Origin of the sequence: Clostridium sartagoforme (genome assembly GCF_004794105.1) — a bacterium.
Classification (GTDB): domain Bacteria; phylum Bacillota; class Clostridia; order Clostridiales; family Clostridiaceae; genus Clostridium; species Clostridium sartagoforme_B.
This window is the reverse complement of the sequence record NZ_SRYR01000014.1, coordinates 24,034-36,881: the sequence shown is the minus strand read 5'-3', so window position 1 is coordinate 36,881 and position 12,848 is coordinate 24,034. Positions and strand designations below refer to the sequence as shown.

Annotated in this window: 14 protein-coding genes, 1 tRNA gene and 1 other annotated feature; of the genes, 4 read left to right on the top strand and 11 right to left on the bottom strand. The window is 29.0% G+C overall.

The window, feature by feature from the left end; genetic code table 11:
* The first annotated feature begins 472 nt into the window (after positions 1 to 472).
* The gene (locus E5347_RS15385; RefSeq protein WP_136008110.1) at positions 473 to 1,171 is read left to right on the top strand and encodes a metallophosphoesterase family protein; all 699 of its coding nucleotides are present in this window, start codon (positions 473 to 475) and stop codon (positions 1,169 to 1,171) included.
* 53 nt (positions 1,172 to 1,224) lie between these two features.
* Positions 1,225 to 1,475: a binding site (T-box leader), on the top strand.
* Positions 1,476 to 1,583: 108 nt separating this feature from the next.
* Positions 1,584 to 2,978: an asparagine--tRNA ligase gene (gene asnS, locus E5347_RS15380; RefSeq protein WP_136008109.1), complete on the top strand. Its 1,395-nt coding sequence runs from the start codon at positions 1,584 to 1,586 to the stop codon at positions 2,976 to 2,978.
* Positions 2,979 to 3,027: 49 nt separating this feature from the next.
* On the opposite strand, the gene E5347_RS15375 is transcribed toward asnS, so the two are convergent.
* Both E5347_RS15375 and E5347_RS15370 read right to left on the bottom strand, forming a co-directional pair.
* Positions 3,028 to 3,327, bottom strand: a complete 300-nt coding sequence (locus tag E5347_RS15375) for a Dabb family protein (protein ID WP_136008108.1) — start codon at positions 3,325 to 3,327, stop codon at positions 3,028 to 3,030.
* Positions 3,328 to 3,634: 307 nt separating this feature from the next.
* On the bottom strand, positions 3,635 to 4,207 hold the full coding sequence (locus E5347_RS15370) for a histidine phosphatase family protein (protein WP_136008107.1): 573 nt from the start codon (positions 4,205 to 4,207) through the stop codon (positions 3,635 to 3,637).
* A gap of 323 nt (positions 4,208 to 4,530) precedes the next feature.
* Here E5347_RS15370 and E5347_RS17130 point away from each other — a divergent pair, with 323 nt between their 5' ends.
* Positions 4,531 to 5,223 carry a CDGSH iron-sulfur domain-containing protein gene (locus E5347_RS17130; RefSeq protein WP_243109800.1) on the top strand — a complete coding sequence of 231 codons (693 nt, stop codon included), beginning with the start codon at positions 4,531 to 4,533 and terminating at the stop codon, positions 5,221 to 5,223.
* 37 nt (positions 5,224 to 5,260) lie between these two features.
* Here E5347_RS17130 and E5347_RS15360 read toward each other — a convergent pair whose 3' ends face one another.
* The 5 genes from E5347_RS15360 to E5347_RS15340 all read right to left on the bottom strand — a co-directional run bounded on the left by E5347_RS15360 (position 5,261) and on the right by E5347_RS15340 (position 6,972).
* Positions 5,261 to 5,473 (bottom strand): hypothetical protein, encoded by a 213-nt coding sequence (locus E5347_RS15360; RefSeq protein ID WP_136008106.1) that lies wholly within the window; start codon positions 5,471 to 5,473, stop codon positions 5,261 to 5,263.
* Between the two features lie 15 nt (positions 5,474 to 5,488).
* On the bottom strand, positions 5,489 to 5,968 hold the full coding sequence (locus tag E5347_RS15355; protein WP_136008105.1) for a DUF6442 family protein: 480 nt from the start codon (positions 5,966 to 5,968) through the stop codon (positions 5,489 to 5,491).
* On the bottom strand, positions 5,962 to 6,171 hold the full coding sequence (locus E5347_RS15350) for a helix-turn-helix transcriptional regulator (RefSeq protein WP_136008104.1): 210 nt from the start codon (positions 6,169 to 6,171) through the stop codon (positions 5,962 to 5,964). The genes E5347_RS15355 and E5347_RS15350 overlap by 7 nt, the downstream gene beginning before the upstream one ends.
* A 175-nt stretch (positions 6,172 to 6,346) precedes the next feature.
* Positions 6,347 to 6,541 (bottom strand): hypothetical protein, encoded by a 195-nt coding sequence (locus E5347_RS15345; RefSeq protein WP_136008103.1) that lies wholly within the window; start codon positions 6,539 to 6,541, stop codon positions 6,347 to 6,349.
* A 355-nt stretch (positions 6,542 to 6,896) separates the two neighbouring features.
* Positions 6,897 to 6,972 (bottom strand) — tRNA-Phe (locus E5347_RS15340).
* A 125-nt stretch (positions 6,973 to 7,097) separates the two neighbouring features.
* Between E5347_RS15340 and E5347_RS15335 the strand changes: the two genes are divergently transcribed.
* A complete protein-coding gene (locus E5347_RS15335; RefSeq protein ID WP_136008102.1) occupies positions 7,098 to 7,523 on the top strand; it encodes a hypothetical protein in 426 nt (141 codons plus the stop codon).
* A gap of 33 nt (positions 7,524 to 7,556) precedes the next feature.
* Here E5347_RS15335 and E5347_RS15330 read toward each other — a convergent pair whose 3' ends face one another.
* From E5347_RS15330 to fusA, 4 genes are all read right to left on the bottom strand, one after another.
* Complete coding sequence (locus tag E5347_RS15330) at positions 7,557 to 8,504, bottom strand: CPBP family intramembrane glutamic endopeptidase (RefSeq protein ID WP_136008101.1); 948 nt, start codon at positions 8,502 to 8,504, stop codon at positions 7,557 to 7,559.
* 196 nt (positions 8,505 to 8,700) lie between these two features.
* Positions 8,701 to 9,939 carry a competence/damage-inducible protein A gene (locus E5347_RS15325; RefSeq protein WP_136008100.1) on the bottom strand — a complete coding sequence of 413 codons (1,239 nt, stop codon included), beginning with the start codon at positions 9,937 to 9,939 and terminating at the stop codon, positions 8,701 to 8,703.
* 129 nt (positions 9,940 to 10,068) lie between these two features.
* The gene (locus E5347_RS15320) at positions 10,069 to 10,305 is read right to left on the bottom strand and encodes a hypothetical protein (protein WP_136008099.1); all 237 of its coding nucleotides are present in this window, start codon (positions 10,303 to 10,305) and stop codon (positions 10,069 to 10,071) included.
* A 130-nt stretch (positions 10,306 to 10,435) separates the two neighbouring features.
* Positions 10,436 to 12,511, bottom strand: a complete 2,076-nt coding sequence (gene fusA, locus E5347_RS15315; protein ID WP_136008098.1) for an elongation factor G — start codon at positions 12,509 to 12,511, stop codon at positions 10,436 to 10,438.
* Positions 12,512 to 12,848 lie beyond the last annotated feature (337 nt).

The following is a 12,848-nucleotide window of genomic DNA, read 5'->3' as shown; positions in this document are numbered from 1 at the left end:
TAAAAATCACTGTTTCCAATTTATATGATTTTACTTACATAATAGTTATTACTTTTATAAACCTATAAATATGTTAATTACTAATTAAACCATATGTATAATAACTTATTAATAAAATACTATGAATATTATATTAGCTATTTGCAAACCTTCTTTTCTTTATCCTAATACTTTTCTTTTAAAAAAGAAATAAAAATTCAATAAAAATTACCACTCATATGTATTTATCCGATCGCTACCATTGCTAATACTCCCTCTTCTATAAGTGGGAGCTAAGCACTGCTACGCGCCTGGATTAGTTCTTCTAACCTTCAGATGGAGTAAACATCCTGTACTCTGTGAAAGTGATTCACACAAAATACAATATTTTGATTCTCTACTTTTTAAGAAAACTCCACCTGAAGATAAGAATCACTTTATATGAATAATTACTAGTGCTATAATTAATTATATTTATTAAGGAGGATTACTTATGAAAATAGCTGCCATATCAGATATACATGGGAATATTTATGCACTAATGAAGGTTTTAGAGGATATAGATGATGAAAGAGTTGATTTAGTAGTTTGTCTTGGAGATTTAGTTGGATATGGTCCTCACCCAAATGAAGTAGTAGCACTAATTAAAAGAAGAGAAATACCTTGCATAAAGGGTAATTACGACGCTTCTATAGTGGATGGGGCTTTCACCTTTATAAGAGACACTTCCATTAACTCCTTTGCATTGCCTTGGGCATCTGAAGAAGTTCGTGCTTCAAATAAATATTACTTATCAGAATTACCAACAGAACTAAACTATGATATTAAGGGGATAAAGATTAAATTTACTCATGGAAGTCCTAATAGAATAAATGAATATCTTTTCGAAGATAGTAATGAGACTAAAAAAGTTATGGAAAACTTAGAAGAAGATATTCTAGTATGTGCTCATACTCATATTCCATCATATAAAAAATTTAATAATAAAACATTTATAAATGTAGGAAGCGTAGGTAAACCAAAAATAGGCAGACCTAATGCTACTTATTGTATAATAAATATAAATGAAGATAAAAATATAGATGTAAAGTTCAAAGAAATTGAATATGAGTATAAGAGAATAGTTAAAGATGCACAGATGTTAAACTTTCCATCTCAATTAGTTGCATCTTATGAAAGTGGAAATGAATAAATAAAAGTTGCAAAGCTTAGTAAATTGATGTAGAATCTTAATAAACTGTATATATTATTACTGTGAAGAGAAGAGTAGCTATTTGAAGGTAGTCTTAGCGAATAAGGGATGGTGTAAGCCTTATACGAAATCTTTAGTGAAGAACATCTCTGAGTTTCTAACCGAAAGAGTGATTATTTTTGTATCACTTAAGTAGACTTAGACGGATTCAGGCCGTTATTTACTTGAATGACATTATATGTGTCTAATGAGTGGCTATTTATAGCAATTTGGGTGGTACCGCGAATATCCTTTCGTCCCTTATTTTGGGGATGAGAGGTTTTTTTATACACTTTTTTAATTAGCAAAAAAAAATCTGAGGCCATATTACCTTTAGAATTTTTTATAAATATTTTAACTAGGAGGAAAAAAAATGAGTAAAGTAATCTATGTAAAATCTCTTTATAGAAATCAAGAAGAATACTTATCTAAAGAAGTAACAATCTCTGGATGGATAAGAACATTAAGAGCATCTAATGCTTTTGGATTTATTGAAGTAAATGATGGTACTTTCTTTAAGAATATTCAAGTTGTTTTTGATAACAAAATTGAAAACTTTAAAGAAGTTTCTAAATTACCTATCAGTTCATCAATAACTGTTGTAGGAACTTTAGTTGCTACTCCTGAAGCTAAGCAACCTTTTGAAATTCAAGCTAAAGAAGTAATAATAGAAGGATTATCTAATTCAGACTATCCTCTTCAAAAGAAGAGACATAGCTTTGAGTATTTAAGAACTATAGCTCACTTAAGACCAAGAAGTAATGCTTTTTCAGCTGTATTTAGAGTTCGTTCAGTAGCTGCTTATGCAATCCACAAGTTCTTCCAAGAAAGAGGATTTGTATACACTCACACACCAATTTTAACTGGAAGTGATGCTGAAGGTGCTGGTGAAATGTTTAGAGTAACTACTTTAGATATGAACAATGTACCAAAGACTGAAGATGGAGCTATTGACTTTAAGGAAGATTTCTTCGGTAAAGAAACTAACCTTACTGTATCAGGACAATTAAATGGTGAATGTTATGCATTAGCATTTAGAAACATTTATACATTTGGACCTACTTTTAGAGCAGAAAATTCAAACACAGCTAGACACGCTGCTGAGTTCTGGATGATAGAGCCTGAAATAGCTTTTGCTGACTTACAAGACGATATGGAATTAGCTGAAGATATGCTTAAATATGTTTTAGAATATGTTTTAGCTGAATGTCCAGAAGAAATGGCATTCTTTAACCAATTTATTGATAAAGGTATCTTAGATAGATTAAACCATGTTGTTTCATCTAACTTCGGTAAAGTAACTTATACTGAAGCAGTTGAAATCTTAAAGAAAGCAGATAAGAAGTTTGAATATCCAGTAGAATGGGGAATCGACTTACAAACAGAGCATGAAAGATATCTTACTGAAGAACACTTTAAGAAACCAGTTTTCGTAACTGATTATCCTAAGGATATAAAAGCTTTCTATATGAGATTAAACGATGATGGAAAGACAGTTGCTGCAACTGACCTATTAGTTCCTGGAATCGGAGAACTTATTGGAGGAAGCCAAAGAGAAGAAAGAATCGATGTATTAACTAAGAGAATGTCTGAACTAGGTCTTAAAGAAGAAGACTATTGGTGGTATTTAGAACTTAGAAAATACGGAGAAACTAAGCATGCTGGATTTGGATTAGGCTTCGAAAGACTTATCATGTATATTACAGGTATGTCAAATATCAGAGACGTAATTCCATTCCCAAGAACTACAGGACAATCTGATTTCTAATAAATTAACCCCTAGTAACTACTTTACTAGGGGTATTATTATACTTATTTTAAAACTCATAATCAATGCATTGTCTATTAGTTAAATTAGCACGTATAAACTTTCCTACTTTTACATGCTCATCATGAACTTGATAGTAATCTAATTCTTTCATTGTTTCAAATTCACTTATTAAAATAACGTCAGCAGTACAAGATTTTATAGGATCTATAATTACTTCTATAAATTTTATTCCTTCTATTTTATCCTTTAATCCTTCTAAATCTTCCTTTACTTTTCTAGCATTCTTATAATTCTCTTCCTTAGATAGGTCTTCTCTATAATTCCAAGATACAATATGTCTAATCATATTAGTTCCTCCTCTATATATGTTTCAATAAATAAATTACATCTTATAGTATTATAAAATTTAAATTAAAAATCACTTTTATATTAAGCTATATAATTTGAAAGCATATAGTTTTTAAATTTTTATATAAGCTGTCGATATAACTCCATATTTAAAATATTTTTAAAAGGAAATAAAGCTCACTAAATATGAAATCTTTAAAACAACTTATCTATTCTAATTTTATTATACAGTAATTTGAAATATTTTCTATATAGATAAAGAGCTTATTTAATACTTACTTACATACATTCAGGCAATCAATATTTTATACCTCTGGCCTTATAACCTCTAACAGCTTAAACTTTTTATCTTGATATTCATACTTAAAAATACTACAGTTTGGGAATCCCTTTTCAAGCTCCTCTGCAGGGTCTTGCCATGCTTTTAAAAAGTTAAAACATGCACCTCCATGAGACACTGCTAAAACAACTTTATGATCTTCTTTTTCCATTATTTCTCTACAAGTCTTTACCATTCTATCTCTTACAGCATTTGAAGACTCACCACCATATGAAACAAAAAATGTTTCATACTCCTTTGGTCCTTTAGGGTTTAAATCTTCACTCTCCCCCTCAAACATTCCAAAATTCATTTCTTTTAATCCTTTTAATCTTACATATGGAACTTTATTATCAGTTATAATCTCTAAAGTATCGCAAGCTCTTTCTTGAGTTGAAGAATAAAAATGATCAATTTCAATATCTTTGAAGTATTCTCCTGCAACCTTAGCTTGTCTTATTCCCTCTTCTGTAAGAGGTGAATCACAAAACCCTTGTACCTTTCTTCTTGCATTAAATAGTGTTTGTCCATGTCTCATTAAATATAATATTTTTCTCATATTTCCATCTCCTTACTTCCCAATACTATATATTATTATTCTACTAGTTGGAGTTAACTCTAAGTCAATACATTAATTGTATTTGTATCTATTTTATTTATAAGAAAAGATTTTCTTAAACTTAATTTTATCTTAGCTTTATTACATTATACAGCGCTTATCAATAAACTATATTTATTACCTTACTTTAATCTATTAAGTTACTTAAGTCATTATTCTTATGTCTAATTATGGTATAATATATATATATTTCTTGTAATACGTCAATTACAATATTAAGTTATTAACTTTATAATTTAAACTTAAAATAAAGGAGGATGCAAATGAACTTCTATGAAAAAATCGAAGAAAATCTAAATGATATTTGCTTTGAATGTAAATTTTATAATACCCCTGAATGTATACCATCAAAATGTAATATAGGTTTTGCTAAAAATGCTGCAGAAACTGCTAAGGTAAAAGGAAATCAATATATAGAAGATGGCTTAAAGATGATTCCAAAAAATGATACTAAATTATATAATAAGACTCTTATTGCAAAAAGCATAGCAAGCATCTGCCGAGTATGTAAAGAATGTAATTTAGAACATAACGACAATTGTATAATATCTCTTGCCAGAAAATCTTTAGAAATTACATATTTACAAAAAGACGTTATCTTCCCTGGAAGTACTCTAATGTACATAGTTAATGTTGCTAAGCAAGATCAAGGCTTAGCTGATGAAATAAAGGAGGAATATGATAAGCTTCTTAAAGAATCTACTGAAGAAGTTGCTATGGATAAATCTTTAATTGCAAAGAAAACTCCAATTTTAGTAGATCTTAAAGAAAATGAAACTTATTTATGGTGCTCATGTGGAAAAAGTTCTAATATTCCATTCTGCAATGGTGCTCATATAGGAACTGACTTCGTCCCATTGTCTTTTGTAGCCAAAAAGACTGGAAAGGCAAAATTATGTGCTTGTAATCATACTAAAACTCCACCATATTGTGACGGATCTCACTTAAAGCTTTAAAAATTAAAGGAAGTGTAAATCCACTTCCTTTAATTCATTAATTTTTTATTCGTAGTAAAACTTTTCTTTTAAAATCTTTTATCTTGCTTATATCATGACTTTCAATATAAGCTCCCCATAGAATCAATGTGATACTTAATCCCACAGAAAATCCATTTATAAATTCAGGTAGAGGAAATAAATATCTTGATGCTAACCAGAATGAATTTATAAGCAGACCAAATAAAAGATAATTATTTAACTTCTTCACAAATCTTCACTTCCCTTATATCTTTCTTGAAATAGCTTTATAAGCTATTAAGTATGCTAATAGAAAAATACCTACTAATATTAATAATATTTTCGTAAGCTCTGGATACCATAACCCTCCAATTAAAGCTACTAAATACATAGTTACTAACATGACACCTAAGGCAACTCTTGTGGCTTTTAAACTTATTTCTTTATTTCTCTCATCTGTATTTTCAATATGACTTTTTCTTAACTTTTCCTCATTTTTTAGAAGTACACTATTTTTAATTAAAAGTATTGCCCCTGCAAATATTAATCCAGAGCCAAATCCAGTATATACCCCTAGCATTTTTTCGCTAATGCTTCCGCTAAATATTTTATTTCCTAAAAAAGTAACTATCAAAGTAATTACACCAAGAATTATAACTCCAATAAAACATACAATTCTTTTCTTTATAAATCCTTTATATTCTTCATTAGTACTACATTCATTACCACAAAAAATTCCTAACATAAATTCTCATCTCCCTCAAAAATAAATACATCTTCTATTCTTAATTCAAAATATTGAGCTATCTTATGTGCAAGAACTAACGAGGCTTTATATTTACCACTTTCTAAGGAAATTATTGTTTGCCTAGTAACATCTAGGGCGTCAGCTAGTTCACTTTGCGTAATTTTACGCTCTTTTCTTAATTCCTGTATCTTAGTTCGCAATTTATCACCTCCAGTTTTGTAAAGCACCCTTTACATCTTTAGTATAGCTTGCTTTACATTTAATGTCAAGCTTATTTTACATTTTATAAAAAAATAAAGCTGCTACCTTTCTGTAACAGCTTTATTTAAAACACAATTTTTTGGGGAATCTATATTAATTTACTTATTAGCTATTTTACCTTTGTTTTCTCTTAAGATTTTTATAAAAAGAATATCCTAATGCTGATATTATACCTATAACTGATCCAGCTGAAAAAGTTAATATAATATTATCAATAAAAAACCCTAATAATATTCCTATTCCAGCTCCTAGAGCTATTCCTTTTGCCAAGTAATCATAATCCTGATCTGATAAAATTAACTTTTCCAAAACTGTAACACCCCTTTTATACTTTATACACTATATTATAATAGGCACTTCTTAAATAATTCTTAACGAAAACTTAAGGTATGATTAAATATATTTTTATTATATATCATCTATTATAACTTGTAAAGGGTTATTTAATACTTTATTATTTATTTTTTAAAACTTTTATAGGTTTTTTATAACCTTTTGTATAAAATTCATTAACTTGTAAAATATAATTTTCTAAAAAAAGCAAAATAAAAAAACCCTTAAAAAGAGTTTTTACTATACTTATTCTTAATAATCTTTAATTAATTCTATACTAAACAATTCATTTCTAGTTATTAATTAAGGGTTGTCTAAGACAACCCTTACCTGGTGGCTCGACCAGGAATCGAACCAGGGACACGAGGATTTTCAGTCCTCTGCTCTACCGACTGAGCTATCGAGCCTCAACGATATATATTTTAATAAATTTTTCACAAATTGTCAATGTTTAATAATACTATTTTTAAAAATAGTTATTTTTATATTTATTAATAAATATAATACACTATAGTACTACTTGGAGTTATTTATGAAGTATTTTATATTTATCTTATTAATCTCAGCTTTGTTATTTACCTACTATTACTATAATAAAAAGATAGAGCTATTAAGAAAACAATTAATGATTTCCCAAAGAAAATCTTATAGTAGTTATAATAGTAATAAAAGGATAAATTCTGAAAAAGTTATAGTTAAATTTTTCATCCCTACTTATAAATCCTGTTCTATAAAACCGAATAGTAATTTATACTTATCTCCCCTTAACTCTTCAATAGTTCTAAGAACTACTATTTCTTCTATTGAAGCTGGAGTTTTAGATTGTGCTGATTGCTACAACGAAACTTGGTTTTATGTAAACTTACCTAGTAGCGATGATATTAATTGTAGGGGCTGGATTAATTCAAAAGACATCTCTATATTTTATAGTAATAGTTCTTCTGTATCAAGAAATTGAAAATAAGGCTGCCTTTAATTAGCAGCCTTATTTTTAATTTACTAAAATCATCAATCCTATATAAAATACTATTGCCAGTATAACTGGAATATTAATTACTCTTTCTTTCTTAACAGGTTTATTTTCATTATTAAATTCAGCTACCTCTTCTAAGCCACTTGTTAATACTCTCTTTTTATTTATCTTATCTAACCAATAGATTATTAAGAAAACAAAAACAGAAAATATTATAGCTATAGTTCCGTAAAATATAAATAAAAATAATTTCTCTGATGAACTTATATTCTTAAGTGTAGTTTCTGCAGTTTCATTTGATATAGGTAATACATTTTTTATTAATTCTGTTATCTTTAACATAGTAACTGATGTACCATTAATTATAAAATGCATTATCATAGAAGAATAAATACTACCTGTAATTCTTACTACTAAAGCAAAAATAAATCCTAAAGCTGCTGTATATAAAAATTGCTGAGGATCTAAATGTAATATTCCAAAGAATAGACCTGTAATAGCTGCTGCAACATATCTATTTTTATTATTATATCCTGATAAGATTATTCCTCTTAGTGTAATTTCTTCTGATATAGTTGGTAATAATGCCATTACTGCTAATAATAATGGGTATGGTGCTGAAACAATACTCCCCATAAATTCTCCAGCATTATTATTAAAGAAAAATACTGTAATAAGAGAAAAAAAAGTCATAACTGGTTGTACCACAAATCCTAATAATATAACTAGTAGGGTGTCTTGCCAATGTAACTTATTTAACCTTAATGTCTTCTTTGCTGGCTCCTTACTTATTAGTAAGAATATTATAGCTGGTATTATTAATATAATAAGATGATTCAAAAATAATATTAGCTTAGGATCTGAGATTCCTAACATTCTATATAATAATATTAGAAAACTCGGCCCTAAAGCCTGCGCTACTAATATAAATAAAAAATATAAACTAGATCTTAATACCTTACTCATATTTTCTCCTTTCACTTAATTAAGTTAATTAATCTAAAATTTATAATAATCACATTTTACTGTATAAAAGACATTGATACTGTACATAATTATAAATGAAGCGAGAAAGTTTCCACAGTTAATCGCCTCTCCCCCATTTTATTTATATAAAGAAATAATCCCCTTATTCGTAAAGAGTTAAGGGGATTATTTCTTTTTAATAATTCCTTATTAATTCTTTTCTTAATATATTTAAGGCATTCATAGTTGCCTTCCTTCTAACAGCTTCTCTATTTCCTGATAGATTTAATTTTTCAACTATAGTCTTTCCTTTAATAAATACTCCAACATAAACTAATCCTACTGGTTTCTCTTCTGTTCCGCCACCTGGACCTGCAATACCTGTAGTAGCTATTCCTATATCTGTATTAGCTTCCCTAGCTATACCCTCAGCCATTTCTTTTGCTGTTTCTTCACTAACTGCGCCATACTTATTTAAAGTTTCTTCCTTTACTCCAAGCCTTCTTACCTTAGCTTCATTTGAGTAAGTTACTGCACCTTCCATAAATACTTCTGATATACCAGGATAAGAAACTAATGATGAAGCAATCAATCCACCAGTACATGATTCTGCTGTAGCTATTGTCAGCTTCTTTTCACATATTAACTTAGCCACAACCAAATCTAAAGATTCTTCTCCTTCTCCATAAATATATTCACCTAGAATTGATTTTATTTCTTCACATTTTGGTCCTATTAATGCTTCACATTTTTCTTCGCAATCTTCCTTAGCTGTTACTCTTAATGTTACTTCATAATCCTTAGCATATGGTGCTACTGTAGGATTAGTACTATTTTGAATAATATCATTAATCCTCTTTGCCATTATGCTTTCACCAATTCCAAATATCCTTAATGTCCTAGATTTAATTACCTTACCAGTTAGCTTTTCAAGGTACTTAACAACATGACTACTAAACATAGCCTTCATTTCTTTTGGAGGCCCTGGAAGTATTATTAAAATCTTATTATCTTCTTCTATAATAACCCCTGGTGCTGTTCCATTATCATTATGTAGCACTATTGCCCCCTCTGGAATATATGCTTGATTTTTATTAGCTTCTAGAACTTCTTCATCTTTTATATTTAAGTATCTTCCTATCCACTCTAAAGATTCTTCATGTAAGTACATTTCTTTATTAAAGTATTTAGCAGCAAGCTCCTTAGTTAAATCATCTTGTGTAGGTCCAAGACCTCCTGTAGTAATAATTATATCGCATCTATCAAAAGCTTCTTTAAAGCCTTGTAATATTCTATCTTCATTATCGCCAATAACACATTGATGATATACATCCACCCCTAAAGTTGCAAGTTCCTTTGCTAAAAATTGTGCATTTGTATTTACTATATCCCCTAACAATAATTCAGTTCCTATTGATATTAATTCTGCTTTCATTATAATCACCTTCCGTTAGTAATATACTATATTTTACCATAAATATTTGTATTATAAAAATTTTTTATATATCTTTAACAAAATTAAGGGCTGTCACAAAGACAGCCCAATTAATAATTAATTATTTTACTACTCCTGCTTATTAGCATTTATACAGTACTTTCCACTATCATCAACACCTTCGTGTATAATGGAAAACTTACTATCTTTAAGCATGGATGTAATTATATTTATATTATCTTCTTTGGCGTTATCTAAAGTTATTGTGAAATTATCTCTTTTATCTACAACTCCCATATAGTCAAAGATATTACTATATTCACTAAGCCCAAGCTCACCATTTATATCCATCCTATAGTCTGGCATAGCAATCCTCCTAGCTTTTCATTTGTATTTGAATAGTATATAAAATTATAATAACGTATATTATTAATTGAAACATTTATACTTAATTATTTTTTCATACTATTCTTCTATTTATTCACAATAACCTAAGTTAATTTTTTACAATCTCTTCTATAATCTTCTTAGCCTCAAGTTCTGGAACTTCTTCATATCTTTCAATCTCACTTGTAAAGCTTCCTCTTGCTTGAGTCATTGATCTTAAATCCGTTGAGTATTTAAACATTTCTGAAAGAGGTACTTCAGCATTTACTTTTTGAAGATTTCCTTCTTGCTCCATTCCTAATACTCTTCCTCTTCTCTTATTTATATCTCCTATAATATCTCCCATATATTCATCTGGCACTAAAATTTCCACCTTCAAAATAGGCTCTAATAATATAGGTTTTGCTTGTTCCAGACCCTTCTTATAAGCAATAGAAGTAGCAAGCTTAAATGCCATTTCTGAAGAGTCTACTGGGTGATATGATCCATCATGTAAGGTAGCTCTTAATCCTACTACAGGATATCCTGCTAAAACACCTTTATCCATACATTCTCTTAAACCCTTTTCAACAGCAGGTATATAGTTTCTAGGAACAACCCCACCTACTACATTATCTACAAACTCTAATTCACTCTCTCCATCTCTTCTAGGTTCAAACTTAATCTTTACATCACCATATTGTCCATGACCACCAGATTGCTTTTTATGTTTTCCTTGCACATCTGCTATGCCCTTAATTGTTTCTCTATACGGTATCTTTGGAAGTCTTAATATAACTTCTGCTCCAAATTTATTTTTAAGTTTACTAGCTATAACTTCTAAATGAGTTTCTCCTACTCCAGATATTATTGTCTCTGCATTTTCTGTATCTCTATTTACAGAGAATGTAGGATCTTCTTCTAATAACTTTTGTAGTGCAGATGATATTTTATCTTCATCCCCCTTAGCCTTAGGCAGTACTGCCATAGATATATTAGGCCTTGGGAAGTTCATCTTATCAAAAATCACTTTATTATTTATATCACATAAGGTATCTCCAGTTTCAGTATATTGAAGCTTTGCAACCGCAGCTATATCTCCAGCTACTACTTCTTTAGTAGGTATTTGACTCTTTCCTTTCATAAAGAAAATATTAGATAACTTTTCAGTTTTATCTTTATTAGCATTTACTACAGTAATTTCATTAGATAATTTTCCAGTAACAACTCTAAATAAAGACATCTTACCTACAAATGGATCGGCTATAGTTTTAAATACTAAAGCTGAAAATGGCTTATTTTCATCAAGGCCTATGAAAACCTCTTCATCCCTCTTAACATCAAGTGCCTTTTGCGGAATTGCGTATTTAGGTGATGGGAAGCATTCTACTACATCTTCAAGGAAACATCTCATACCTATTGCTTTAGAAGCACTACCACACATTACAGGTGCAATATCTCCACTAGCTGATCCCTCTATTAATCCATTATAAATTTCTTCATCACTTAATTCGCCTTCACTAAAGTATTTATCTAGAAGCTCCTCGTTCGTCTCTGCTACTGCTTCCATTATCATTCTCTTACATTCATCTATCTTTTCTAATAATTCTTCTGGAACATCAACTTCTCTTATTTCATTAGTCTTTTCATCATGTATTCTTGCTTTTTTAGATATTACATTTATTACACCCTTGAAGTTATCTTCACTTCCTATTGGATATTGTATTGGAACTACACTTATTCCGAACTTTTCTTTTAACTGGGCCAAGGTTTTGTCATAACTAGAGTTTTCTCTATCTAATTTATTAATAAAGAATGATCTCGGTAATTTTATTTTATTACAATAATCCCAAGCCTTTTCTGTTCCAACTTTAACTCCTGAAACTCCAGAAACTAATATAGTTGCAATATCAACTGCCCTCATTCCCTGAATCATTTCTCCTGAAAAATCGAAATATCCAGGTACATCTACTAAATTAATTTTAGTTTCATTAAATTCTATTGGAGCTATAGCTACTGAAAGAGAAATCTTTCTTTTCTTTTCCTCTGGGTCAAAATCTGTAACTGTTGTTCCATCTTCTACTTTCCCTAACCTATCTGTATTTCCAGTATGAAATAACAAAGCTTCTATTAAAGATGTCTTTCCTGATCCTCCATGTCCTATTAAACCAATATTCCTTAAATTTTTTATAGTGTAATTTTTCATATTACCTCATAATACTTTTACAAATATTATGATTTCACCTGCCTTTCATTTAATATCTAATTAGCTTTTGAAACTATTTTTACTTATGCTTTAATACATATATATGTTTCAATAAATAATCTGCATTTTTTATACTTATAGAATCTTAAGTAAAAAATATTTTTGAAATAAATCATATCAATTGAAAGCATATATATTTTTATTTTGTATATAAGTTGAATATACAATTTCATTTTAGAGATATTTTTCATATGAAATATAAATTAATAACTATAAAAACTTCACTACAACTTATATATTATTTAATAATTAAAAGTCATCTGTGCATAGAACATCT